The following is a 25,258-nucleotide window of genomic DNA, read 5'->3' as shown; positions in this document are numbered from 1 at the left end:
CAGCGTCCACACCCCCGTCGAGGGCTTAAGCCGCAGCCTGTGGATAACTTGTTGAAGACGTCAACAACGTCTTTAGCTCGGCTCCGCCGTCAGCTAAAGACCGCGGAGACGCCGATGGCTCCGGGGCCGACGTGGACTGCGAGGACGTCGGTAAGCGGCACCAGCATGAAAGAGGAATCCGGCAGGGCCAAACGCAGCAAGTCCTCCAGCCGGCGGGCCGAGACCTTGTCCTCGTTGTACTGCACCGCGATGAAGGCCGGCTTGCCCTCGGCGCGGGAGGCCACCAGGTCCACGAGCTTGGTAAAGGCCTTGGTTTGGGTGCGGGTCTTGCCCACCATCTCCAGCTTGCCGCTCTGAATGGCCATGATCGGCTTGGTGGCCAGCAGCGCAGTGGACAGCATCGCCGTGGCCGCGGACATGCGCCCGGAGCGGCGAAGCTCCTCCGTCGAGCTGAGGTAGACCAAGGTATGCCCGCGCTCAAGGGTGTTGATGGCCGCGGCATAGCACTCGTCGAGCGAAGCGCCCTCTTGCGCAAGCTTGGCCGCCGCCATAGCAGCCGCGCCCATCGCCATGCCGGCAGTGCCGGAATCAATAACACGCACGGTGTTCGGGAAAACGCCGGAAGCGGTCACCGCCGCCGACCACGTCGAGGACAGATCCTTCGACAGATGGATGGCCAGCACACCATCATCACCAGAGCGCTCCATCTGCCGCCCGTATAAAGCAGCCAGCTCAAGGGCAGTCAAACCGGAAGTGGACAGCTCCGCACCATCCTTGCCATGGCTTTCCATGACGTGCAGGTCCACGACGCATATGCCGAGCTCCTCGACGATATCCTCCGGCAAGCCCGCGGCGGAATCGGTAACAACGCGGATCACTAGACGTCCGCCCCCGCGCCCCCGATGACGGCGCCGCCCATATTCCAGCCATCGAAGTACCACTGGGCGCGGCCGACGTTCTCCGGGGTGAATTCCAGCGGGGACAGCGGGCGTGAGGCATCGAACTCGGGCCGCGCGGTCAGCTGCGACCAGTGCGTATTCTTCAGCCCAGACAGGATCCCGTACTGGTGGTGTTCCAAGCCCAGCAGGTGGCAGGTCAGCGCTGAAATGGCGCCGCCGTGCGCGACGACGAGGACAGCCCCCTCATCCCACTGCGGGTGATTCTGCATGAGCTCATCAATCACGGGGCGGGCACGGTTGGCCACATCGACGCGGCTTTCGCCCTGCGGCGGCGCCCAGGTGGGGTCGTGGCGCCACAGCGCACGCGCCCCAGGAAACTGCTCATCTACTTCAGCGGAGGTCATCCCCTGCCACTCACCGAGGTGGGTTTCGCGCAGGCGCTTATCGACGGACACCTCAAGCCCCAAGCGCCGAGCAATAATCTCAGCGGTATCGCGGGCACGGATGAGATCCGAGGAGACAATCGCGGTAATCCCTTTGTCCTCGAGCAGATCCGCGGCGGCGCGAGCCTGGGAGTGGCCCGCTTCCGAAAGCTCGGTGTCCAAGTGCCCCTGCATCCGGCCGGTGGCGTTGTACGTCGTTTGGCCGTGGCGGATGAGGAGGAGGCGGCGGGTCATAATTCGTCGTCTTCCGGCTCTGGCTGGGCCAGGGGAAGCTCATCGAAGGAGTCGATGTCGCGCGGGTTGACGTCATTGGACCACTCGCCGGGGCGCTCCGGGGTGTCTACACCGGGGATGTCGAGAAGCGGGCAATCGTGGTAGAGGCGGTCCAAGCCGTAGAACTCGCGCTGATCGTTGCGCTGGACGTGGACCACGATGGGGCCGTAATCGAGCAGAACCCACCGGTTCTCGCGGTTGCCTTCGCGGCGCTTGGGCTCGAAGCCCTGCTTAGTCAGCTCGTCTTCGACTTCCTCCACGATGGACGCCACCTGACGCTCGGTATCGGCGGAGGCTAAGACGAAGACCTCGGTAATCGCCAGCACGTCGGAAACATCAATAGCAGCGATGTTGGTGGCCAGTTTCTCATCCGCAGCCAGGGCGGCGGTTTCCGCCATGCGGCGTGCTTCATCAGTAATCGACATGACAATCCCTACACAAGTACTTTTCTGCTTAAGAACTCTAGTCTTACACGACAAGGCTCATTTTCCTAGTCGAATTCCCCCGCCCGACTACCGGAAAGGCACAGACGTTACAGGGGCTTTTCCGGGTGCGGACCATAGAGGTGGTTCTTGGCAATGTATTGCACCACCCCATCCGGCACGAGGTACCACACCGGCTGGCCCTGCTGCGCGCGGGCGCGGCAATCAGTAGAGGAAATGGCCATGGCGGGGATTTCAATCAGCTCGATGTCATCCTGGGAATCCTGCGGCAGCATGTCCTTGCGCAGGTCATAGCCTGGACGGGTCACGCCAACGAAGTGAGCCATCTCCAGCATCTCCTCCCAGTTGCGCCAGCTCATGATGGAGGCCACCGAATCCGCGCCGGTGATGAAGTAAAGCTCGGCGTCCGGGAAGATTCCGCGCAGATCCCGCAGCGTATCGATGGTGTAGGTGGGCCCCTCACGGTCGATGTCCACGCGGGAGACAGTAAAGCGCGGGTTCGACGCCGTGGCCACCATGGTCATCAGGTAGCGGTGCTCGGCGGCGGTGACCTGCTTATCGGCTTTTTGCCAGGGCTGGCCGGTGGGGACGAAGACCACCGTGTCGAGGCGGAAACGGTGGGCTACCTCGCTGGCGGCGACGAGGTGACCGTTATGGATGGGGTCAAAGGTGCCGCCCATGATGCCGATGCGTTGCGGACTAGTCATGGCTGGTGAGTATACCGGCCACGGAGTCGATGACCTGCATGTCCTGCCCGGAAGGCTCCGCCAAGAAATAGGAGGCATGGCGCTCGGCCTTGGTGGCCAGAGCGCGGTTAGCGGCGTCGAGGGAGAAATCGCAGACGAAATCCCCTTCCAGGCAATAATCGACGTAGCGCTGCGCCGGCAGCCCGGTGCGGTTCTTAGCCCACGGCACCTGGTGCAAGGGATTGCCAAAGGTGAGCACACCATGCAGGCGCCCAGATTCTGCGAGGTACTCCTCCGTGCTCGTCGCGACGAGCGCTCCTTGCGAATAGCCAGCGGCTACCCAACGCGGGTGGCAGCCGGTGGTGGCCTCATAGTTGTCCACCACCTTCGGCGCATTCCGGGCCCCGGTACGCAGGCTGTCGGCAGCTCCAAACGTCACCGAATACGCCATCTCCCCGAGGGAGTGTTCCTGGAGAATCCCGAGCGCTCGCTGCACAAGCTGAAGCGGGCCCAAGTCTTCCCCCTCCTGTGCCAAGGGCGGCAGGTTCATCGAGGCCGGGTAGGCCTCCGGCCCTAAAGCCAGCACGTAGACGTCATCCATTGTGCCGGGGTGGCGCTGCTCTACCTGATGGAACAGGGCGGCAAAGTTGCGCCCCTCAAAGCCGGTGGATTCCGGCGCACGTTCGGAGTAACGCTGCGGGCCTACGTATTCGCCCTGCTCCTCGTTCTGGTCTGAACCGCGTGCGACAAGCACCACGGTGTCGGGGCACGTGCCAACACCGCTCGCCGAGGCCACCGGCGCGCTGAGAAGGGACGCCGCCGTGCCAAGGGCGGCAGCTACACAGGAAACACGAAAAGAAAGAGACTTCATTCTTTCCTGTTTAGCGGAAACGGACGCCATCTACCATGCGGCCGATGGAATCGTAGACCTGGTTATCCCACTGGTGATTGGTGAAGAAGTACTGGCCATGGGAGCCGCCGGTGGGCTTGGCGGCGTAGAGGGTCTGGGCGGAGAGGTCGCACACGGCGTCGAGCGGCAGGCAGTAGTCCACGCGGCTGACGTTGGCGCGCATCTGCGGGAAGTAGCCCATCGGGCCGCCCGCGCCCTGGGTTGCGCCGACGACGGCCGGGTCCCCGGCGCGGGTCAGCGGGTTACCGAAGGTCACGACGCCAGCGAGCTGACCGCGGCGGGCCAGTTCCACCTCGTGGTTGGCCAGAATCATGGCGCCCTGGGAGTAGCCGGACAGGATGTATTGCGGGTGGCAACCGGTGGCGGCTTCATAGTTGTTGATCGCGCTGGTCACTCCACGATTGCCGGTCTGCACGGAGTACATGAACTGGTTAATGGCGGAGACCGCGGTGTTGATGACCGGGTTGGCGTACTGCGTGGCCAGGCGCACGAGGTCAGCCGCGGTGTTCGGAACCGTCTCGTTCGGAACAGAGTATTCCGGGTAGGTCGCCGGATAGTACTGCGGCTCCAGGCCCAGCACGTAGACGTCCTTCATCAACGAATTTCCACCGTGAGTGGCCTGGTAGCGTGCCTCGGCGCCCTGCAGCATGGCGCGGATGGATTCGCCCTCCCATCCATTGGAAGCGCGGCCACCCTGGTTCGAATACTGCGTGGGGTAAACCTGACCGTTTTGGCCAGAGCCGCGCGCGGCGACGACGACCACTGCGGGGCACTGTTCGTCAGCGTGCGCGGCGGGTGCGGAGATGGTTTGCGGGACAATGAAGGCGGACACGGCCATGACGGCGGCGGCCACGGAGGAAGCAATGCGGGACAGCATGGGAGAAGGCACCATTCAGTTCTTTGTTATTACCGCGCTTTAGAATACCCAGTGCTCCCCCGGCGCGCAGCACGAACCCCGCGCAAGGCAGACAATCTACTCGAAAAGTTTTCGAGTAGATTGCTTTGCGCAGGTCAACCTCGAAAAATTCTTTTCGAGTAGCTTTCGAGTACCTTTCGAGTAGCTTTTCTAGCTGTCCCTAGGGGCGGGTCTGGCCGGTGCCCTGCAGCACCCACTTGGTGGATGTTAGCTCCGGCAGCGCCATCGGGCCGCGCGCATGCAGCTTCTGGGTGGAGATGCCGATTTCGGCGCCCATGCCGTAGACCTCGCCATCGGTAAACGCGGTGGAGGCGTTGAGCATGACCGCTGCGGCATCCACCTCGTTGGCGAAGGTCAGCAGCACGTCAGCATCCTGGGCCGCAATGGCCTCGGTGTGGCCGGTGGTGTACTCGGCAATGTGCGCGATGGCGCCGTTGACGCCGTCGACCACCTTGGCGCAGATATCCATGGAGAGGAATTCTTCGCGCCACTCCTCGTCGGTGGCCTCCACGGCGTCCTCAACGCCGAAGGCCTCGAGCTCCTTCACATCGCCGTGGATGGTCACGCCTGCCTCCTGAAGGGAGGTGATGATGCGGAGCTTGGAGGCGTCGTCAAGGGCAGCGTCGATCAGCACGCACTCCGTTGAGTTACACACAGAGGGACGGCGGGTCTTGCCGTTGATCACCATGTCGACGGCCTTGTCCAGGTCAGCGGAGGCATCGACATAGAAGTGGCAGTTGCCGGTACCGGTCTCGATGGCGGGGACGGTGGCGTTTTCCACCACGGCGTTGATAAGGCGCGCGCCGCCACGCGGGATAACCAGGTCCACCAGTCCGCGGGCGGTGATGAGGTCCTGCACAGAATCGTGGGACTCACAAGGCAGAAGCTGCACGCCTTCGCGCGGCAGATCAAACTCCACGAGGGTGTCCTGTAGGAGCTCGACGAGCTTGGCGTTGGAGTTCTTCGCGGACTTGGAACCGCGCAGAAGCGGCACGTTGCCGGACTTCAGGGCCAAGCCGAAGGCATCGACGGTGACATTCGGGCGGGCCTCGTAGACCATGCCCATCACGCCGAGCGGCACACGGACCTGCTTCATCTGGATGCCGTTATCCATGGTGCGACCCTGCAGGATCTCCCCTACCGGGTCCTGGAGGGAAGCTACCTGGCGTAGGCCGCCGGCAATGCCCTCGATGCGGGCGGCATCAAGCGACAAGCGGTCGATGAGGGATTCGGACATGCCGTTGGCGCGGCCGGCCTCGATATCGAGCTGGTTAGCAGCGAGGATGTCCTCGGTGTGCGCGATGAGGATTTCCGCGGCTCGGTTGAGGATTTCATTCTTGCGCGGGGTGGGCAGCTGCGCGAACTGCGGCGCCACCGCCTTGGCGGCGCGGGCTTTGGACAGAACTTCTTCACGTTCGGTGTTGCTCATGCCATACCAGCGTACGGAAGGTCTGCCTGCTTGTCAGGGATTCTGTGCAGCTATGGGCTTTAAGCAACGCCAGTCTTAGGCCCCGAGCTCGCGGCGACGCTCGGCGGCAGCACGCAGGCGCTCAGCGCGCTTTTTCTTTTCCCCTTCGGAAAGCTCATCGAAGAGCTCTTCATCCGACTCGCTGAACTTCAGCACCCCGCGCGCAGCCCAGGAAGCGAAGAACGCGATGACGGGCGAGATCCAGAAATAGCTCCAGTCGAAGACAAAAAGCCCAAGGAAGAGGGCGATCATCGCTACGGACCAAATGACGGAATCCGCTATCTGCACCTTGCGCCCGCGGGAGAGCATATCCTCTAGCTCCGCCTCGTGGCGGGTGGCGGGTGCTGTAGCACGTGGGGTGGAAAGCTCCGGCAGGTCCGCAAAGAGCTTTGCGACGTCTCCGCGCGTGCGCGCCGCGGCAGCCTCACCGGTGCGCTGCTCAAATTCATCCGGGCCCAACGCACCGTTGACGAAGTGTTGGCTCAACTGCTCCAGGGCCTCAGAGCGCTCCGCATCACCAACGCGGATATCGGGGTTCTCCATTAATAGCCTGCCTTCGGGTCAACCAGAGTAGGCAGCTTGTCCCCCGCCGCGAAAGCCTTGGCCACCTTGACGGTGTGCGCGCCAATCTTTTCTCGCACGGAGCGCTGCGTATTGGCAATGTGTGGGGTGATAACTACGCGCTTATCCTGCCACAGCGGGTGATCCTCCGGCAACGGTTCAGGGTCGGTGACGTCGAGTGCCGCACCCGCGATCTCCCCTGCCTCCAGTGCCGCGACGAGGTCCTCGGTGCTGATGAGCGGGCCGCGGCCCACGTTGACCACGACCGCGTGATCCGGCATCTTCTTAAAAGCCTTCGCGTCCACCATGTGGCGGGTCTCCGGGGTCAGCGGGGCGATGAGCACGAAGTAGTCTGCTTGCGGCCAGACCTTGTCCACTTCAGAAATCGGGTAGGTCTCCTCCGCGCCCTCGACCGGCTTGCCGGAGCGGTTCACCGCGATGATGCGCGGCCCAAAGCCGGAGAGCATGCTGATCAGACGCTTGCCAATGCCACCGGCACCAATAATGGCCACCGTCTTGTCGTCATAAAGATAGGAAGTGTGCGCCTCCATCTCTGCATAGGAATCAAACGTGCCGTTCACGCGGCGGTGCGCATGCAGCTGCGCCAAAAGCAGCGCGATGGTGGATTCCGCCACCGTGTTGTCATAGACACCGGCGGCGTTCGACCACGGCACGCTGCTCCCCTTCATCACTTCAAGCACGTGGTCCACGCCCGCCGAAGGAATCTGCACGAAGCCAATGTTCTCCGGCAGCGGCTCCGGGAAGTCGGTGCCATCGCCGGTGTAGATGAGGAAGGAGGCCTCATCTAGCGGGGCGCGCTCAAAGCCCGCGGCGTCGAGCACCTCGATGGTTTCCTCCCAGGGGTGTGGTTCGATGGCGTACTTCATGCACATCCTCCTTAGCTAGTAGCCGGCGTCCGGGTCGACGCGGGTGGGCATATCCTCGCCGCGCTCCCACGCGGCGGCGTTGGCATTGAAGATAGCACCCAGGTGGTACTGGGCCACGTGATCCGAGGCCGCCATGTGCGGCGTCAGCGTGGCGTTGGGTAGATCGTAGAGCGGGTGGCCATCCGGAAGCGGCTCCGGGTCCATGACCTCCAGGCCCGCGCCGGCAATCTCGCCCGTGCGCAGAGCCTCTACGAGATCGTCCGTGACCACGGTGCTGCCGCGGCCGACGTTGACGAACACCGCCGAAGGCTTCATGGCGCGGAACACCGCTGCGTCGAAAAAGGCTTCCGTGGCGGCCGTCGCCGGCAAAATGCTCACGACGAAATCCGCTTTATCCCAGGCCTCGTCGGCGCGCTCGATGGGCAACGTCACGTCCGCTCCCTCTACCGGGCGGCCCGAGCGGTTCACCGCGGTGATGTGCACGCCGAAGGGCGCGAGGTAGACCATGAGCTGCTTGCCGATGCCTCCCGCGCCCACGATGACCACACGCGTTGGCCCCTGCTGCTCATAGAGCCAGGCTTGGGATTCATCGAGCTCACGCGCCACCGACCAGGACTTCGCGAGGGCGAAAGCCTTGTGGTGGTGCGCCTGGGAGAGCATGAGTCCCAGTGCAGATTCCGCCACGGGCTTGGCAAAAGCACCCGCGGAGTTACACCACGGCAGGCCATCGCGCCGGATGAGCCCGGCATCGATGTGGCGGTTAACCCCAGTGAAGCAGTACTGCACCCACTTGATGTTCTCGGGAATCTCCGGGGTCTGCGCCGGGTCCGAGGCGGTATTCACAAAGACCTCGGCTTCCGCCAAACTTTCGACGCGCTCGTGTCCGGCTGCGTCGATATCTGCCACAGTTGCCGCCCACTCGTCGGGGCCCATGAAATAGCGCATTAAATACGGGAGGCGAAGTTGGACAGGTAGTCGGCATGGACAACCGGGCGGCGCATATCCTCCGGCAGCTCCTCGGTGTGCTTGCCCAGCAGGTTGTGCAGCGTGGTGGAGTCATAGCCCACCTCGCCGCGGCCGATGACCTGGCCCTTGGGACCCATGATGTCCACGATCTCGCCGGCGTTGAACTCGCCCTTAATGTCGGTAATGCCCACGGCCAGCAGGGAGTTTCCGCCGCGGACCACGGCCTCCATGGCGCCCTCGTCCAAGCGCAGGGAGCCGCCGGTATCCGCGCAGTAGAGAGCCCAGAACTTCCAGGCGGACAGGCGGCGTTCCTCACGGGTGTGGAAGACGGTGCCTACGGAGGCGTCGTCAAGCGCCTGCCCAATATTATCCGCCGAGGTCAACAGCACCGGGATGCCGCCGCGCGTGGCCAGGCGGGCAGCCGAGACCTTCGTGGCCATGCCGCCGGTGCCGACCTTGCCGCCATCGCCGGCCACGACCGCCTTGAGATCCTTGCCGGTGCGCACCTCCTCCACGAACTTGGCGTCCGGCTCGGCCGGGTTCTTGTCGTAGAGGCCGTCCACGTCGGAGAAGAGGAAGAGGGCATCCGCGCCGACCAGATTGGCCACGAGCGCCGACAGGCGGTCGTTATCACCGAAGTGCATCTCGGAGGTGGCCACGGTGTCGTTCTCGTTGACGATGGGCACCGTGCGCATCTGGCGCAGACGGTCAATGGTGCGCTGGGCGTTGCGGGCGCGATCGCGCTTGCCGACGTCCGACGCGGTCAGCAGCACCTGCCCAATGGTGCGGTTATAGCGGGCAAAGGACACGCCCCATTCGTAGGCGAGGTGCACCTGGCCCACCGCGGCGGCGGCCTGCTTGGTGGCCAAATCGGTGGGGCGCGTGGTCAGGCCCAGCGGGCCCATTCCGGCGGCCACGGCACCGGAGGAGACGATGATGATGTCGGAGACGTTCATGCGTGCGCAGACGGCGTCGACGATCTTGTCGATCTTCTCGGTGGAGGTCACGAAGTCATCGCGCGTTAGCGACGAGGATCCGATTTTGATGACGATGCGCTTGGCTTTGGAGATCTCCTCGCGCAGCGGCGAGGAGAAACCGCTGGATTTCTCCGATAGCGTGGTGGTCTCCGGGTAGTCCACGTCCGGGGTCGGCCCCTCGAAGGGTTCGAGGGGGAGAGGATAGTCGAGCTGGTTGTCGTGTTCGGATGACATACCGGCTCAGTATACCGGGCTAACCCTGCCAGCGATCGCGGTTCGCGGACTCGCGAGTGACCTCCCCATCCGTGCCAAAGTCGAACTCGTCCACGAGGCCGCGGCGCGCCTGGGAGGCGCGCTTGCGCTCGGCGGCGGAGACGCGGTCGGTGCCCATGAGGCGGCCGTCCTGTCCGCGGCCCGCATCAGTTGCGCGGCCACCGGCCATCGGCTCGTACTCGAAGGTGATGTCCCCGATGGTGACCGGGCAGCCTTCCTCCGCGCCCTGGCGGTGCAGTTCTTCCTCGACTCCGGCCTTGGCCAGGCGGTCTGCGAGGTAGCCCACGGCCTCGTCGTTTTCGAAGTCGGTCTGGCGAATCCAGCGGTCGATCTTGTCGCCCTCGACGATGAATCCGCCCTCCACCTCGGGGTCGGGGCGGACGGTGAAGTCGGCGAAGGAGCCCTTCTTTTTCTTGCCCACGGACTTGGGCTGAATGATGGTGTGGTTCTTGTCCACCGCCGCCTTGGGCTGTGATTTGCGGTGTTCTTTCACCATCTCCATCAGCTTGTACTTGAGGGGCTCTAGGCCCTTGCGCGCCACCGCGGAAATGATGAAGACCGGCCAGCCGTACTTCTCCTCGAGGTCACCTTTGACGAATTCCGCGAGCTCCTCTGCCTCGGGAACATCCGCCTTGTTAAGGATGATGACGCGCGGGCGCTCGCGCAGGTCACCGAGCCCGGTGTCCTGCTCCAGGAGCTCCTGGTACTTGGCCAGCTCGGTCTCGAGCGCCTCGATGTCGGAGAGCGGATCGCGGCCCGGCTCGATGGAGGCGGTATCCACCACGTGGGCGAGAACCGCTGTGCGCTCGATGTGGCGTAGGAAGTCGAGGCCTAGGCCCTTGCCTTCGGCAGCCCCCGGAATGAGGCCCGGGACATCCGCCATGGTGAAGGACTCGTAGCCCATGTCCACCACGCCCAGGTTGGGCTGGAGGGTGGTGAAGGGATAGTCACCGATCTTCGGCTTGGCTGCCGAAAGGACGGAGATGAGGGAGGACTTGCCCGCGGAAGGGAAACCGACGAGCCCAACGTCCGCCATGGACTTCAGCTCCAAGATTAGATCGCGCGCCTCGCCCGGCTCGCCCTGCAGCGCAAAGCCCGGGGCCTTGCGGGCGGCCGAGGCTAGCGCTGCGTTTCCAAGTCCACCGAAACCACCCTCCGCGGCCACGAAACGGGTTCCCGGGACCGTGAGATCCGCGAGCATCTCCCCGTCCTCGGTATAGACCACGGTGCCTTCAGGGACCTCGAGAATGAGGTCCTCGCCGCGCGCGCCGTTGCGCCAGTCACCGGCGCCGTTGCCGCCGCGGCCGGACTTCAGGTGCGGGCGGTAGTGGAAATCCATGAGGGTGTGGATCTGGGTTGAGACCTCCAGCAGGATGTCTCCGCCGTGGCCGCCGTTGCCGCCATCGGGCCCGCCGAGCGGCTTAAATTTTTCGCGGTGGACGGAGGCGCAGCCGTGTCCGCCGTCGCCTGCCTGCAAGTGCAAAACCACTCGGTCAATGAATCGTGCCATGCCCGCTAGTCTAACGGTTCCTGGCATACCGTCCTAGTTGAGCACTGCGGGGATCTGAAGCAACGCCCCTTTAGTTTTCTCCACGCTCCCCCGCCACGCCGGCCGCGTGAAAACGACAAAATCCCGAGCGAAAAGCTCGGGATTACGCCATGAAGCTCTTAGGCAGTTGCTTCTGCAACAACCTCTTCGGCCGGAACAATGTTGACCAGACGACGTCCACGCTTGACGCCGAACTCAACAGAGCCTGCCGCGAGAGCGAACAGGGTATCGTCGCCGCCGCGACCAACGTTCTCACCCGGGTGGAACTTGGTGCCGCGCTGACGCACGATGATCTCGCCGGCCTTAACCTGCTGACCACCGAAGCGCTTAACGCCGAGGCGCTTGGACTCGGAATCGCGACCGTTGCTGGAGCTGGAAGCACCCTTCTTGTGTGCCATGTGGTTTCCCCTCCTTCAGGGATGAATTAGAGCCGGTTAAGGCTTACTTGATACCGGTAATCTTCAGCGTGGTCACCGGCTGACGGTGACCAAGGCGACGCTTGTAACCAGTCTTGTTCTTGTACTTGAGGATGTCGATCTTCGGGCCCTTGCCCTGCTCGACAATTTCAGCGGAGACGGAGACCTTCTCCAGGTCTGCAGCCTTCGACTTGACGGTTGCGCCATCGACGAGCAGAACCGGGGTGAGAGCAACGGAGGAACCCGGCTCACCCTCGATCTTCTCGACCTTGACGAGGTCACCTTCAGCAACCTTGTACTGCTTTCCGCCGGTCTTGACGATCGCGTACATAGAGGGCTACCCCTTATCTAAACTCGGCTCGCTAGCAGCTGGGTGGTGCCGCTAACGAATGGACATTGGACATTGGCGTTTAGAACCACATCCGCGAGAGACGTGCGGGAACCGCAGCGCGTCCCATCGAGCGCATTCATGGTCTAAACAGCGACTGTCAAAGACTACCCCGTGAGGGGGCGAAAAGGCAAAACGCCTTTTCTAGCGCGACCTGCGCCGTGCTACTCGACGCCTCCCGCGCCCGCCCTTTCGTGCCTTCGACGCTGTGGTCTGTGCGGAAGACTCTCGCCGCTGCGCTTCGCTCCCCTGTCCGCGTTCATTCGACGCCGGGGTGGACTGGCTCTGTGCCATCTTGCGCACCACTCGGCGGCGGCCGCGGCTGCGGGTCGCGCGCACGCTCGCGTTCTCGCCCGGCTCCGCACCCTTGCGCTCAGCCTTGGCCTCCTTTTTAGAGGTGGCTAGTTGAGCGTCCTTTGCTGGGGTCTCGTCCTGCGCGAAGTCTTCACGCTTCGGGCGAATATCCGAGCGGGAATTTCCGCGCGTGCGGCGCTTGCGGCGCGGTGACTTCTCAAAGGCTTCAACAGCCTCGTCATAGGTCTGCTCCGAGCGCTGCGTGGATGCCTTTTCCGCACCGGCGTGCTCATCGCGCTTGCCGTGCTTCGCGCGCGAGCCCTCGCTCGTCTCCTCGCGCTGTGGCTCCCGGAAGGTACGCGTTGCCCGGCGCGGCTTGCGCGAGCGCTTCGCCTTCGACTTCGGCTTCGAGCGCTTCGCGTCCAAGCTTTCCGCTACGGCATAGCCAATGGAGGCGCTATCCGGGGTATCCGGCTCGTCCTCGTCGACGACGACCACGTTGGCCACGAGCTCCTCCAAGGAGGACTCGTCGTCGCGCGTTGTGTCCTGTTCTGCGCCGTTTCCATGCTCGGCGGCTTCCTCCTCGTCGCGGTGCATGCGCACGGCAGCCGGGTGCTGCTTCGGATCGCGCTGCGGTGCGCGGCGCTCCTTGCGGCCACGGCGCTGCGGCTTCGAATTCTCTTCCTCGGCATCCTCATCAACCGGGTACTCGTGAATGATGATTCCCCGGCCATGGCAGGCCTCGCACTCGGTGGAGAAAGTCTCGATGAGGCCGGTGCCCACGCGCTTTCGCGTCATCTGCACCAGGCCCAGTGAGGTGACCTCAGAAACCTGGTGGCGCGTCCGGTCACGTCCCAGCGCTTCCTTGAGGCGGCGCAGCACAAGGTCCTGGTTTTCCGGCAGCACCATATCGATGAAGTCCACGACGATCATGCCGCCGATATCGCGCAGGCGCATTTGGCGCACGATCTCCTCGGCCGCCTCGAGGTTATTGCGGGTCACCGTCTCCTCGAGGTTGCCACCGGAGCCGGTGAATTTGCCCGTGTTGACGTCAATGACCGTCATGGCCTCAGTGCGGTCAATGACGAGGGTGCCGCCAGACGGCAGCCACACCTTACGACTCAGGGCCTTCTGCAGCTGCTCATCAATGCGGTAGGCGCTGAAGGCATCCTCGCCATCGTGGTCGCGGGCGTCATAGCGCACAACGCGGTCCGCCAAGTCATGCGCCATGGAGTCCACATAGGCGCTGACCGTGTTGTAGGAACGCTTGCCGTCCACAACCAAGGTGCTGAAGTCCTCGTTGAAAAGGTCGCGCACGACCTTGATGAGCAGGTCCGGCTCTTCGTACAAGGTGACCGGCTTGGCACCCTTCGTTGCCTTCTCGTGCGCGGCGCGGGCGCTAATGTCCTCCCACAGGGAGTGCAGGCGGTTGACGTCGGACGCGATGTCCTCCTCCGACACGTTCTCCGCTGCGGTACGGATGATGGCGCCGCCATCCCCCGGGATGACGCGCTCCAGAATCCCCTTGAGGCGCTTGCGCTCCGGCGCCGGCAGCTTGCGGGAAATACCCGCGCTGCGCCCGCCCGGCACATACACCAGGAAGCGGCCGGCCAAAGAAATCTGGGTGGTCAGGCGCGCGCCTTTGTGGCCGATGGGATCCTTGGCCACCTGAACTAGGACCTGATCACCGGACTTCAAGGCGTTTTCCACCTTGCGGCCGCGTCCGCCAATGCCCAATGCGCGCCAGTCGATGTCGCCCGCGTACAGCACGCCGTTTCGGCCCTGTCCGATATCGACGAAGGCTGCCTCCATCGAGGGCAGCACGTTTTGCACACGGCCCAAGTAGATATTGCCAATTTGGGAGGGGTGCGTCTCCGTCGTGACGAAGTGCTCAACCAGGAGATCATCCTCCAGCACACCGACCTGGGTGATGATGCCCGCGCCGTCGGTGCGCTGCTTATCGCGCACCACCATGGTGCGCTCTACAGATTCGCGACGCGCGAGAAACTCCGCTTGGGAGACGATGTGCTGGCGCTCGCGGCCCTTCTCCCGCAGCTCCGCACGGCGGCGGCGCTGCGCCTCGATGCGGGTTGAGCCCTTGATGGCCTTCGGCTCTTCAATGTGCTCGACTTCCTCGCGGGCTGGCCCGCGGCTTTCCGCCCCGCGGCCGCGGGAGGTTCCGCGGCTTCCGCGACGGCGACCACGCGGTTGGTTCGACGGCGCCGAATCTTCCTCGGTTTCTTCCTCGCGCTTTTCTGGCTTCTGGCGCTTGGCCAGCGGAGTGATCTTCGGCGCCATGAAGACCGGCGCGAAGTCGTACACGTCCGGGTCTTCCTCAGCCATCGGGGTGATCAGCGGGGTGAGGTCCTCGTCCTCGTCGCTATCACCGGCCTCGGCGAGCGCCTCGTGCAGCATTTCGGCATCGACCTTGTCGACGATCTGCGAAATCTCGTTATCAACGTTCTTGCGCACGCGCTCACGCAGCTTTTCTTCTTCCTCGCTCAACTGCTCCGGCTGCTCCGGCTGCGCAGCAGGCTTTTCCGGTGTGGGTTCCCCTGCCTGCCCCTTCGGCTCAGCCTTCTTGCCTGCCTTGCTCACGCGCTTCGCCGCGCGCTTGGCGCGCTTCTTCTTCACGGTCTTCTCCGGCTTTTCTTCAGCCGGGGCTTCTGTAGTTTCTTCGACAGGTTCTTCGGGGGTCTGCGCAGCATCGGCCGTGGCTGCAGCCGGGTTGGCGTCCTCGGTGGCGGCCTGCTCGGGAGCTTCGGTGGCGGGCACGAGGACGTCGATAAGCTGGCCCACCTCTTCCGGCGTCAGTGTGGACTGTGCGGACTTCTTGATTCCCATCTCCGCGAACTGGGCCACCAATTCCTTGGAAGCCACGCCCACCTGCTTGGCCAAGGCATAAAGGCGAGTCTTGGGGGCGAGTGCCTCGCAGTCAATCCCCGCTACAGCCGCAGCCAACGTCGATTCAATACGTTCTTCTTTTGTTTTCTTCTTGGATGCCATCAGTGGCTTATCTCCTGACGTTGTGCTCACCCCGGGCGCAGGTTGCCGCCACACGGTGGTGAGTCTTTGAAAAATTCTCATCGTCTTTATTAAGTTGTCAGCGCCTTCTATTCTGGCACAGAGCTCGATTAAGGCTCACATGTTAGTATCGCCGCTATGTCCAACGGCGCGCCCACGAACACACCTGCAGAGCGGAAAATACCTGTCCACGCGCCACGCACTGTGGCGCAGGCGCGCGCCCGCAACGAGATTGCGTTGAGGGATATTGTGACCGTGGCCGTGCCCGCGGGCATCGCTTCAGGCCTTCGCGTCGTTGACTTCCCTTATCCCTACGCGATTCCGGTCTACGCGGTGCTCATCATGGTGATGCTCTACGGAGCCTTCCGCATCATTCGCAGCGAGCCAAAGTTCGTCCAAGCTGCGCAAGAAGAGTACCGGGCGGGCGATTACCCTCTTCTCGCCTACTTTCTACCGGTGCTTGCTATCTTCTCCCCTCTCATCACTGAGGGAATTCAGTCCACCGGGATTGTCGGCGATATATCGCTCAACCCTATCCTCGTAGCAGCGGGCCACACGACCTTTGCCATACCGGCGTTTATCATCGGTGGCCGCGCCTTCGGCACCACTGCCTTTCGCGTGGGCAAGCGCCGCATCAAAGCCATCACAGAAAAGGACAGCTTGGATGGCGTCACAGAGAAAAGCATTGCCGCCGTGGAGGATCACCCGGAGGCCCTCAGCGGACTGGTGGCGGCGGGCGCCGTTACCGGTAACACCATTTCCATCCCGGCATTGAGCAGGCTACTCGGCTACGAGGAGGGGCTCGAGGAGGAAATGCGCGAGCTCGAAAAGTCCGGCGTAGTGAAAATGTCTGGTTTTATTTATGGCAAGAACCAGCGGACCTTTAACATCACTCTGACCGAAGTTGGCGTGCGCAGCATGGACGCTGCACGCACGCGCTAGCGCGGAAGAGTGTCATCTCCCGGGAAGAGTTTCGGACCAATCCACAGCATGAAATAGACCAGACCAACGAGGACTGGAATTTCAACAAGGGGACCAATCGTTCCGGCAAGGGCTTGAGCAGACATCGCTCCGAAGGTGCCGATGGATACTGCAATGGCAAGTTCAAAGTTGTTTCCTGCTGCAGTGAACGCCACACTGGCAGACTGCGCGTAATTCATACCAACGGCCTTTGCCACGCCCAGCGACAATACAAACATGCCCACGAAATAGATAACCAGCGGCACAGCCACGCGCGCTACCGTTACTGGCTGTTCCACAATGTGCTCGCCCTGCAGGGAGAAGAGCAACACAATTGTGTACAGCAGACCAATCATGGCCAGGGGCGATACGGCTGGGAGGAAGCGGTTCTCAAACCATTCCCGTCCTTTTACCTTTTCGCCCCACACGCGAGACAGCGCACCCAACAGGAACGGTATGCCCAAGAAGACGAGTACGGCCTTGACGATGGCCCAGAAGGAAAAGTCAGCGCTCGTCGTGTCCAATCCCAGCCATCCGGGGAGGACGCGAAGGTAGAACCAGCCCAGAACACCAAACATAGCGACCTGGAAGATGGAGTTCAGGGCGACAAGCACAGCCGTTGCCTCGCGGTCAGCGCACGAGAGGTCCGACCACACAAGCACCATGGCAATACAGCGCGCAAGGCCCACAATGATGAGGCCGGTTCGCAGCTCCGGCTGGTCCGCCAAGAACAGCCACGCCAGGGTAAACATAAACGCCGGCCCCACCAGCCAGTTGAGGACGAGCGATACCGCCATGAGGCGGCCATCCGTGGCGATTTCCTTGGTCTTCTCGTAGCGGACCTTGGCCAAGGGTGGGTACATCATGACGAGGAGACCAATGGCGATCGGGATGGAAATCCCGCCGACCTCAACGGCACCTAGGGCGTGTCCAATTCCGGGGAGGAAGTGGCCAATGAGCAGTCCGGCGGCCATCGCCAAAATGATCCACACGGGTAAAAATCGGTCCAGAAAAGACAACGTCGGGCGCTGCGACACGGCCATGTCTCTCCCTCCTTCAACGTTGAACAAAGCATGATACGAACATGCAATGTACAGTACGCATTGATATGCGTCAATATAACGTAGGGTGCAAGGATAACCCCTATACTGATCGCATGGCTTCCTCTTCCACGCCCGAGACCAGCGCGCCCGGCACTAAGTGTTGCTCCTTAAGCACGGGCCCGCTCAGCGACGCCGAGGCGAGGCATTTTTCCCAGCAATTCAAAGTGCTGGCAGACCCAGCCCGCCTGCGTCTTTTGTCCATCCTGTGCGATGAAGGCTGTGGGCCCATGAGCGTCACGGAACTCACCGAGCTCACTGCGCTGAGCCAGCCCACGGTCTCCCACCACTTAGCACGCCTGCGGGAGGCCGGCCTGCTATCGAAGCAGCAATGCGGCCGCACCGTCACCCACCAGGTGCACAAAGACGCTTTTGCTGCCTTGCGCACATTGCTCTCGTTCGACTAAGCCGCACCCGAATCGATCTGCGCTCGAGCACGCAGGTCGGGATTCAGCCCAGTAGCAGAAATGACAAAAGCCCGAGCAGTTCATTCATCTTTGTGAACTGCTCGGGCGTTGTTGCGCGCTAGGCGCGGTGAACTTCTTTAGAGGTTCGGGAACCAGATGGAGATCTCACGCTCAGCGGACTCCGGGGAGTCGGAACCGTGAACGACGTTCTCGCCAACGGTCAGAGCGAAGTCACCGCGGATGGTGCCCGGGGTGGCCTTCTCCACTGGGTGGGTGCCACCGGCGAGCTGACGCCATGCGGCGATGGCGGATTCACCTTCGACAACGCCCGCAACCAGCGGTGCGGAGGTGATGAAGTCAACGAGATCGCCGAAGAAAGGCTTATCCTCGTGCTCTGCGTAGTGCTTCTTTGCGGTCTCCTCGTCGGCGACGCGCAGATCCATGGCGACGAGCTTCAGGCCCTTGCGCTCGATGCGGGAGATGATCTCGCCCACGTGGCCGTTCTTCACGCCGTCCGGCTTGATGAGAATGAGTGTACGTTCAGTCATAGGGAACATAGTACAGAACAGGTGCTCCCGCGTCCCGACAGTGGGCCAATTATTAAGCGCTACGTGAGGCGGCGCACGATTTCCTCCGCGCGCTCATGGCTCGTGCCACGAAACCACATCTGTACTTGACGCACGGCCGTGCCGTATTGGCCGCTCTCCAGCAGGCCTTTCAGCTCCTCGCGGTGCCATTCTTCCAAATCCGCAAACTCCACCGGGCGCTCGTCGCGCTGCTGTTTGAGCACGCCGACGACGAGGAAGACGAAGGCCGGAATCAACAGCGCCAGTGGCAGCGCAAAACCGCCAAAATACAGCTTGGCCACGAGAGCAGCGATGCACAGCAGGGCGGACAGGCCGTAGAGAAGAAAGAGCATGCCGGCTAGTCTAGCGCGTTCAGCGTCGACTGCAGCCAGACGCGAGAGTTCATGAGCAGGCGCTTCGCCTCCGCAGTATAGGGAGCCCACAACTCGAAGGCGTGGACGCCGCCATCCACAACCTCGCACTGCGTGGGCACGCCTGCGGACTTCAGGCGTTCGGCGTAGTCCACAATCTCGCCGTAGAAAAGCTCGCTGCTGCCCGCATACAGCCAGGCCGGGGGCAGACCTGTAAGCTCCGCGCGGCGGCCGGGCACGGCATAGGGCGCGTCCGGGTTGCCGTTGGTGTAGTAGCGCCAGGCCTGCGCGTTGGAATCCGCATCCCAGATGGGGTTGCGGTCGGTGGACGCTGCGCGGTCATCCAGCATCGGACAAAATAGCCACTGCCCCGCCGGCTGGATTCCGCCTTCATCATAGAGGCGCTGGCACAGGGCGGCGGCGAGCCCTCCCCCGGCGCTTTGGCCGCCGATGACAATCCGATCCGGACTAATTCCCAGCTCCTCCGCGTGCGTGAGGAGCCAGTGGTGGGCCGAGTGGACGTCGTCAAGCGCGGCCGGATAGGGATTTTCCGGGGCATAGCGATAGCGCGGCGCGATGACGGTGACGCCGACTTCCGCGGCGGTCTCTTTGAGGTGTTTGACGTCCTGGCGCGGATGGCCCATGAGCAGCCCGCCACCGTGGATCCACAGCACGGCGCCGCGTGGGTTCTCCGGGCTATAAATGGTCGCGCGGATTTCGGCGTTTCTCACCCGCCGCGTGCGCACGCCCTGGATATAGGGGGCGGGCCACAGCGCTGGAACTACACGCCCGGCGCGGCGGATCAGCGGGTTGGTCGGATCCCACAAAGACATGAATGCTGCGCCCGCGCGCAGCTCCGGCCGGATATACACCGCGGCGGCCTACTTCTCAGTCAGGTGCTGCGTGGTGAGGTAGCCGCGGTCCATGCGGGCAACGAGCACCGAGCGCATATACGCCGCCAGAGCCCAAAGAAGGGCGAAGATGATGAAGATCGTGGCCACGGACCAGTGGACCATGAAACCAAGAACAATGCCGATGACGTGGAACACGATCAATACCCCGACGATCCAGGGCTTGTTCATGAACGGGAAGGACGCTAACAGCAGCACCATAAATCCGATGACCACGCCATAGTTGAACGGGGTCCACAGGGTGCCGTCATACAGCTTGTACAGCATCGGCAGCGCCAAAACCAAGGTGATGAGTTCCAGCGTGAGGGAGCTGGCCACCACCATGCCACCGAATTGCTTGAGGGGATCCTTGGCCGGCGCTTGGCCTAGTCCGAGCGGGCCGATCTCCTCCTCGGGGACGGGTTTGCGGGGGCTCATGCGGGCTCCTTTCCAAAGAGTGCGCGGGCGTCACCTGCCGTGACCACCGAGCCAGTAATCACGATGCCGGAACCGGACTGCACATCGGCCTCCTCCGCCAATTCCACGGCCTGGGTATAGGCGCTGGGCAGTTCTGGTTCGACGTACACGCGCTCTTCACCGAAGATGTCGCGGGCGAGCTCCGCTAGCTCATAGGCATCGCGGGCGCGCGGCGAGGTGTTCTGAGTAATCACGACTTCCGTGAGAACGGATTCCAGGGCGGTGAGGATGCCGGCGGCGTCCTTGTCGGCGAAGATGGACACCACGCCGATGAGGCGCGCGAAATCGAAGTCTCGGTCGAGCGCTGCGGCCAGGGCCTTCGCGCCGTGCGGGTTGTGGCAGGCGTCCAAGAAGGTCGTGGGGCTGGTGCGCACGCGCTCCAAGCGTCCGGGGGAAATGGCCTTGGCAAAGCCGGTGCGCGCGGAGGCGATATCGAGCTGATTGCCTGGCGACGCCCCGAAGAAAGCCTCCACCGCCGCCAAGGCGACGGCCGCGTTCTTGGCTTGGTGCTCGCCGTGCAGCGGCAGGAAGATGTCCTCATAGAGGCCGCCGAGACCTTGGATGGTGAGCTGCTGGCCGCCGACGGCAATGCGGGATTCCAGCGCGGCGAACTCGGAGCCCGCGCGCGCTACGCCGGCGCCGACGTCGACGGTGCGCTGCAGCAGCACACGCATGGCCTCCGGCTCCTGCTCGGCGATGATAGCGATGTTCTCCCCAGGCGTGAGCACGTCGTCAGCATCGTGCTCGCGGGCTTTGATGATGCCGGCCTTTTCACCGGCGATCTCGGTGATGGTGTCACCGAGGTAATCCGTGTGGTCGAGACCCACCGGCATGACCACGGCTACCTCCGCGTTGACCACGTTCGTGGCATCCCACGTGCCGCCAAGGCCAACCTCGACCACGGCGACGTCGATGGGCGCATCGGCGAAGGCCGCGTAGGAAATACCCACCAGCACCTCGAAGGTGGACATGGGGATGTCGGAGCGGGAATCCACCATTTCCACATAGGGCTTGATTTCGCGCCAAATGCGCACGAAGTCGCGCGGGTGGATGGGGTGGCCGTCGATGCCGATGCGCTCGGTGACTAGCTGCAAGTGCGGGCTGGTCACTAGGCCTACGCGGCGGTGGAAGGAGCGCAGCAGCGAATCGATCATGCGCGCGGTCGAGGACTTGCCGTTGGTGCCTGCAACCTGGATGACGTGGAAGGAACGCTCCGGGTTGCCCAAGAGATCCATGAGCATCTCGATGCGCTCGAGGCTGGGCTCAATGATAGTCTCCGGGGCACGCGCGTTGAGCTCCGCGGTCACCTGAGCCAGCTCCGCGAGCTCCTCCGGCGTGGCCTGCTCGGGCGCTGCCTCCTCGTAGTCATCCTCGCCGCCGAGGTTGAGCGTTAGGCCGGAGTCGGTGATTTCGACCGGCCCGCCATCGGTGCCCTCCGCGAGGGCATCGACGACCTCAAATTCCTCGCGGTCTTTCTCCCCCGCCACTACTTGAGCCCCTCCAGACGTGCGGTGATGCGCTCGACTTCTTCCTGAGCCACCTGCTGGCGCACGCGGATCTTCTCCACGACGGCCTCCGGCGCCTTGGACAGGAAGGCCTCGTTACCCAGCTTCTTGCCGGTCTGGTCCAGCTCCTTCTGGGCCTTGGCCAGATCCTTCTCCAGGCGCTTGCGCTCTGCGGCGACGTCGACGGCGCCGGAGGTGTCCAGGGTGACCTCGACGGTGGCCTGGGACAGGCGCACCTCGATGGAGGCGGACGCGGTGAAGTCCTCACCCGGCTCGGTGGTGTTGGCCAGGTTGCGGATGAGCCCTTCCTGCTCCTGCAGGTCGGCCGCGGCGAAGTCGAGGCGGCCCGGGACCTTCTGGGAAGGCTTGACACCCTGATCGGAACGGAAGCGGCGCAGCTCAGTGATGAGCTTGTCTGCGTCCTGAATGCGGCGGGCGGCTACCTCGTCCTTCTCGGCGCCGCCGTTGGTGTGCTCCTGGGTAGGCCACTGCGCGGTGACGATGGTCTCCCCACCGGTCAGGGCCTTCCACAGGACCTCGGTGACAAACGGCATCGTCGGGTGCAGCAAACGCAGAACCAGATCAAGAACGCGGCCCAGAACGATCTGGGTCGTACGTCCGGTAGCCTGCTCCTCGGCGCTCGCCCCATCGAAGTCACGCGGGATCTGGGTCTTGGCAATCTCCAGGTACCAGTCACACAGCTCATCCCACACGAAGTGGTAGAGCAGCTCGTTGGCCTTGGCAAACTGGTAATCATCCAGGTAGGAATCCACCTTGGCGCGGACCTCTTCGGAACGGTCGAGGATCCAGCGGTCGGCGTCGGTCAGCGCGTCGCGTGCCGGCAGCTCAGCCACGCCCGCGCCGTTCATGAGCGCGAACTTGGTGGCGTTGAAGAGCTTGGTGGCGAAGTTGCGGCCGGCAGCGGCGGCATCGACAGCCAGCGGCAGGTCCACGCCCGGGTTCGCGCCGCGGGCCAGGGTGAAGCGCAGTGCGTCCGCGCCATAGTCGCGCACCCAATCCATCGGGTCGATGCCGTTGCCCAAGGACTTCGACATCTTGCGGCCCTGCTCATCGCGCACCAGGCCGTGCAGGTAGATATCCGTGAACGGAACCTGCGGGCGGCCGTCCTTGCCCTCACCGAGCAGCTCCGGGGTGTGGGCGCCGGCGAAGGTGCCGAACATCATCATGCGGGCGACCCAGAAGAAGAGGATGTCATAGGCGGTGACCAACACGTTCGTGGGGAAGAACTTCTCCAGATCGGCGGTCTTTTCCGGCCAGCCCATCGTGGAGAAAGGCCACAGCGCAGAGGAGAACCAGGTATCCAGAACGTCCGGGTCCTGGACGTAGCCTTCTGGGGCTTCCTCGTCGGGGCCGACGCAGATAATGTCGCGCTGGCCGTCCTCGCCCTCCGGGCCGTACCAGATCGGGATGCGGTGGCCCCACCACAGCTGGCGGGAGATGCACCAATCGTGCATGTCATCGACCCACTCAAAGTAGCGCGGCTCCAGGGACTTCGGGTGGATGGTGGTATCGCCCTCGCGGACGGCGTCACCGGACATCTTCGCCATCTTCTCCACGGCCACGAACCACTGCAAGCTCAGGCGCGGCTCAATCGGCTCGCCGGAGCGCTCCGAGTGGCCCACGGAGTGGACGTAAGGGCGGATCTCCTTGACAATGCGGCCCTGCTCGCGCAGCGCCTCACGGATCTCCACGCGGGCTTCCTCGCGGGTCAGGCCGTCGAACTTCGTTCCGGTGTTCGCGATGTGTCCGGTGGTGTCCATGATGGTGGGCATGTCCAGGTCGTGGCGCAGGCCCATGGCGTAGTCATTCGGATCGTGCGCCGGGGTGATCTTCACGGCACCGGTGCCGAATTCCATGTCCACGTAATCATCGGCGATGATCTTCAGGCTCAAATCATCGCGGAAGGGGTGCGGCAGCTCCTTACCCACCAGGTGGGCGTAACGCTCGTCATCGGGGTGGACGGCGATGGCGACGTCACCCAGCATCGTCTCCACACGGGTGGTGGCGACGATGAGGTGCGGTTCGTCGTCGTTCAGCGAGCCGTAACGAATGGACACGAGCTCGCCCTCGACGTCCTTGTACACGACCTCGATATCGGACACCGCGGTCTCCAGCACCGGGGACCAGTTAACCAGACGGTTGGCCTGGTAGATCATGCCCTCGTCGTAGAGGGTCTTGAAGATGGTCTGCACGGCGCGGGAGAGGCCATCATCCAGGGTGAAGCGCTCGCGGGACCAGTCCACCGAGTCACCGATGGCGCGCATCTGGTTCTGGATGGTGCCGCCGAATTCTTCCTTCCACTCCCAGACCTTGTTGATGAATTCCTCGCGCTCATAGTCCCAGCGCTTCTTTCCCTCCTGCTCGCGCAGGCGGGCCTCCACCTTGGTCTGGGTAGCAATACCGGCGTGGTCAGCACCCGGCAGCCACAGGGTGGCATAACCCTGCATGCGCTTGCGGCGAATGATGGAGTCGATCAGAGTGTGGTCCAGGGCGTGGCCCATGTGCAGCTGGCCGGTGACGTTCGGCGGCGGCAGCACGATGGAATAAGGCTCCGCCTCCGAGGAAGCATCCGGGGTGAAGTAACCGGCGCTTACCCAGCCTTCGTAGAGGTCCTTCTCTACTGCCTGCGGCTCCCAGGACTTGGGAAGCTGGTCCGCGCGGTTGGTGCCAACGAGTTGCTCTTTATTCTGATCAGTCACCTGGCCAACTCTACCCTGTGCGTCAACTGGCACCAGCGCCGTGTCTAGAGTAAGGGCATGTCTCACAACCCTGGCCACCGCGCCCGTCTCCGCACCCGCCATTTCGCCCGCTCTAAAGAAAACTCTCAGGCCTTCGCGTGCCTGACGAGCTATGACTGCATGACCGCCGAAATCTTCGATGAAGCCGGGGTAGATCTCCTGCTCGTCGGCGATTCCCTGGCCAACGTGGTCCTGGGCCGCGAAACCACGCTCTCGCTCACCCTGGATGAGATGATTCCGCTGGCCCGCGCGGTGGTTGCATCGACCTCCCGTGCCTTCGTGTTGGTGGACCTTCCCTTTGGCTCCTATGAGGACGGCCCCTCCCAGGCACTCGAGACCGCGGTGCGCGTCATGAAGGAAACCGGCGCGCAGGCCGTGAAACTGGAGGGCGGTGCGGAGCGCGCACCGATTGTTGCCGCGCTTGTCGCCGCCGGCATCCCCGTCTGCGCCCACATTGGCTTTACACCCCAGCAGGTCCACGCCTTGGGTGGCTTCGTAGTCCAAGGCCGGGGTGCCGGTGCGGAGAAGCTTCACGACGACGCCCGCGCCCTCGCCGAGGCCGGCGCCTTCGCCGTGGTGCTGGAGATGGTCCCGGCAGCCCTTGCTGAGCAGGTGACCAAGGAGCTGCCTATCCCCACCATTGGCATCGGCGCCGGCGCGCAGACCGACGGTCAGATTCTGGTGTGGACCGATGCCTTCGGCCTGGGCGGGCCCAAGGCGCCGCGATTTGTGCGCCGCTACGCGAATCTGCGCGGCGCACTGCTGGAGGGCGCGAAGGAGTACGTGTCCGATGTGAACGAACGCTCCTTCCCCAACGCCGAGGAGTCCTTCGAGGACTAAGGTCTTAAGC

Annotated in this window: 25 protein-coding genes; 3 read left to right on the top strand and 22 right to left on the bottom strand. The window is 63.4% G+C overall.

Translation table 11 applies throughout. From position 1 onward, the window contains the following. Positions 1-89: 89 nt before the first annotated feature. The 15 genes from ACUY3D_RS07045 to ACUY3D_RS06975 form a co-directional block, all read right to left on the bottom strand. A complete protein-coding gene (locus ACUY3D_RS07045) occupies positions 90-878 on the bottom strand; it encodes a DegV family protein (protein ID WP_448240698.1) in 789 nt (262 codons plus the stop codon). After that, positions 878-1,576 carry a histidine phosphatase family protein gene (locus ACUY3D_RS07040; protein WP_448240697.1) on the bottom strand — a complete coding sequence of 233 codons (699 nt, stop codon included), beginning with the start codon at positions 1,574-1,576 and terminating at the stop codon, positions 878-880. Before ACUY3D_RS07040 ends, ACUY3D_RS07045 begins: the two co-directional genes overlap by 1 nt. Further along, positions 1,573-2,040, bottom strand: coding sequence for a ribosome silencing factor (rsfS, locus tag ACUY3D_RS07035; protein WP_070519508.1), 468 nt, complete (start codon positions 2,038-2,040; stop codon positions 1,573-1,575). Before rsfS ends, ACUY3D_RS07040 begins: the two co-directional genes overlap by 4 nt. A 107-nt stretch (positions 2,041-2,147) precedes the next feature. Then, positions 2,148-2,765 carry a nicotinate-nucleotide adenylyltransferase gene (gene nadD, locus ACUY3D_RS07030; protein WP_070530460.1) on the bottom strand — a complete coding sequence of 206 codons (618 nt, stop codon included), beginning with the start codon at positions 2,763-2,765 and terminating at the stop codon, positions 2,148-2,150. After that, complete coding sequence (locus ACUY3D_RS07025; protein WP_070684246.1) at positions 2,758-3,615, bottom strand: cutinase family protein; 858 nt, start codon at positions 3,613-3,615, stop codon at positions 2,758-2,760. The genes nadD and ACUY3D_RS07025 overlap by 8 nt, the downstream gene beginning before the upstream one ends. Positions 3,616-3,625: 10 nt before the next feature. Next, positions 3,626-4,546: a cutinase family protein gene (locus tag ACUY3D_RS07020; RefSeq protein WP_070684248.1), complete on the bottom strand. Its 921-nt coding sequence runs from the start codon at positions 4,544-4,546 to the stop codon at positions 3,626-3,628. A gap of 184 nt (positions 4,547-4,730) precedes the next feature. Beyond that, positions 4,731-5,999 (bottom strand): glutamate-5-semialdehyde dehydrogenase, encoded by a 1,269-nt coding sequence (locus tag ACUY3D_RS07015; protein ID WP_154736834.1) that lies wholly within the window; start codon positions 5,997-5,999, stop codon positions 4,731-4,733. Between the two features lie 75 nt (positions 6,000-6,074). After that, positions 6,075-6,581 carry a DUF1707 SHOCT-like domain-containing protein gene (locus ACUY3D_RS07010; protein ID WP_070684251.1) on the bottom strand — a complete coding sequence of 169 codons (507 nt, stop codon included), beginning with the start codon at positions 6,579-6,581 and terminating at the stop codon, positions 6,075-6,077. Next, a complete protein-coding gene (locus tag ACUY3D_RS07005) occupies positions 6,581-7,486 on the bottom strand; it encodes a D-isomer specific 2-hydroxyacid dehydrogenase family protein (protein WP_448240696.1) in 906 nt (301 codons plus the stop codon). The genes ACUY3D_RS07010 and ACUY3D_RS07005 overlap by 1 nt, the downstream gene beginning before the upstream one ends. A gap of 15 nt (positions 7,487-7,501) precedes the next feature. Then, entirely contained in the window at positions 7,502-8,431 is a 930-nt protein-coding gene (locus ACUY3D_RS07000) for a D-isomer specific 2-hydroxyacid dehydrogenase family protein (protein WP_070519494.1), read from the bottom strand. Beyond that, complete coding sequence (proB, locus tag ACUY3D_RS06995; RefSeq protein WP_070519492.1) at positions 8,431-9,663, bottom strand: glutamate 5-kinase; 1,233 nt, start codon at positions 9,661-9,663, stop codon at positions 8,431-8,433. The genes ACUY3D_RS07000 and proB overlap by 1 nt, the downstream gene beginning before the upstream one ends. Before the next feature lie 19 nt (positions 9,664-9,682). Further along, on the bottom strand, positions 9,683-11,212 hold the full coding sequence (obgE, locus tag ACUY3D_RS06990; protein WP_070519489.1) for a GTPase ObgE: 1,530 nt from the start codon (positions 11,210-11,212) through the stop codon (positions 9,683-9,685). Positions 11,213-11,370: 158 nt separating this feature from the next. Continuing rightward, positions 11,371-11,649, bottom strand: a complete 279-nt coding sequence (gene rpmA / locus ACUY3D_RS06985; RefSeq protein ID WP_070519487.1) for a 50S ribosomal protein L27 — start codon at positions 11,647-11,649, stop codon at positions 11,371-11,373. A 43-nt stretch (positions 11,650-11,692) separates the two neighbouring features. Beyond that, a complete protein-coding gene (rplU, locus tag ACUY3D_RS06980; RefSeq protein WP_010190885.1) occupies positions 11,693-11,998 on the bottom strand; it encodes a 50S ribosomal protein L21 in 306 nt (101 codons plus the stop codon). A 201-nt stretch (positions 11,999-12,199) separates the two neighbouring features. Continuing rightward, positions 12,200-15,355 (bottom strand): translation initiation factor IF-2 N-terminal domain-containing protein, encoded by a 3,156-nt coding sequence (locus tag ACUY3D_RS06975; protein WP_448240694.1) that lies wholly within the window; start codon positions 15,353-15,355, stop codon positions 12,200-12,202. A 156-nt stretch (positions 15,356-15,511) separates the two neighbouring features. Between ACUY3D_RS06975 and ACUY3D_RS06970 the strand changes: the two genes are divergently transcribed. Continuing rightward, entirely contained in the window at positions 15,512-16,315 is an 804-nt protein-coding gene (locus ACUY3D_RS06970) for a hypothetical protein (RefSeq protein ID WP_448240692.1), read from the top strand. Here the strand turns inward: ACUY3D_RS06970 and arsB are convergent. Then, positions 16,312-17,376 carry an ACR3 family arsenite efflux transporter gene (gene arsB / locus ACUY3D_RS06965; protein ID WP_070565135.1) on the bottom strand — a complete coding sequence of 355 codons (1,065 nt, stop codon included), beginning with the start codon at positions 17,374-17,376 and terminating at the stop codon, positions 16,312-16,314. The genes ACUY3D_RS06970 and arsB overlap by 4 nt on opposite strands. 113 nt (positions 17,377-17,489) lie before the next feature. Between arsB and ACUY3D_RS06960 the strand changes: the two genes are divergently transcribed. Then, positions 17,490-17,840, top strand: coding sequence for an ArsR/SmtB family transcription factor (locus ACUY3D_RS06960; RefSeq protein WP_070565132.1), 351 nt, complete (start codon positions 17,490-17,492; stop codon positions 17,838-17,840). Between the two features lie 137 nt (positions 17,841-17,977). Here the strand turns inward: ACUY3D_RS06960 and ndk are convergent, their stop codons facing one another. From ndk to ACUY3D_RS06930, 6 genes are read right to left on the bottom strand one after another with little or no spacing between them, the layout of a single operon-like run. Then, positions 17,978-18,388 (bottom strand): nucleoside-diphosphate kinase, encoded by a 411-nt coding sequence (gene ndk, locus ACUY3D_RS06955; RefSeq protein WP_070519481.1) that lies wholly within the window; start codon positions 18,386-18,388, stop codon positions 17,978-17,980. Positions 18,389-18,447: 59 nt separating this feature from the next. Beyond that, positions 18,448-18,759, bottom strand: coding sequence for a hypothetical protein (locus tag ACUY3D_RS06950; protein ID WP_070519479.1), 312 nt, complete (start codon positions 18,757-18,759; stop codon positions 18,448-18,450). Positions 18,760-18,764: 5 nt separating this feature from the next. Further along, complete coding sequence (locus tag ACUY3D_RS06945) at positions 18,765-19,610, bottom strand: alpha/beta hydrolase (protein ID WP_448240690.1); 846 nt, start codon at positions 19,608-19,610, stop codon at positions 18,765-18,767. 48 nt (positions 19,611-19,658) lie between these two features. Continuing rightward, positions 19,659-20,105, bottom strand: coding sequence for a DUF4233 domain-containing protein (locus ACUY3D_RS06940; RefSeq protein ID WP_070530438.1), 447 nt, complete (start codon positions 20,103-20,105; stop codon positions 19,659-19,661). Continuing rightward, positions 20,102-21,631, bottom strand: coding sequence for a bifunctional tetrahydrofolate synthase/dihydrofolate synthase (gene folC / locus ACUY3D_RS06935; RefSeq protein ID WP_448240688.1), 1,530 nt, complete (start codon positions 21,629-21,631; stop codon positions 20,102-20,104). The genes ACUY3D_RS06940 and folC overlap by 4 nt, the downstream gene beginning before the upstream one ends. After that, positions 21,631-24,369, bottom strand: a complete 2,739-nt coding sequence (locus ACUY3D_RS06930) for a valine--tRNA ligase (RefSeq protein ID WP_070519473.1) — start codon at positions 24,367-24,369, stop codon at positions 21,631-21,633. The genes folC and ACUY3D_RS06930 overlap by 1 nt, the downstream gene beginning before the upstream one ends. 57 nt (positions 24,370-24,426) lie before the next feature. Here ACUY3D_RS06930 and panB point away from each other — a divergent pair, with 57 nt between their 5' ends. Next, positions 24,427-25,248 carry a 3-methyl-2-oxobutanoate hydroxymethyltransferase gene (panB, locus tag ACUY3D_RS06925; protein ID WP_448240686.1) on the top strand — a complete coding sequence of 274 codons (822 nt, stop codon included), beginning with the start codon at positions 24,427-24,429 and terminating at the stop codon, positions 25,246-25,248. Positions 25,249-25,258: the final 10 nt, after the last annotated feature.

Source organism: Corynebacterium guaraldiae, assembly GCF_053480195.1.
This window is presented reverse-complemented; position numbering and strand designations above follow the sequence as displayed.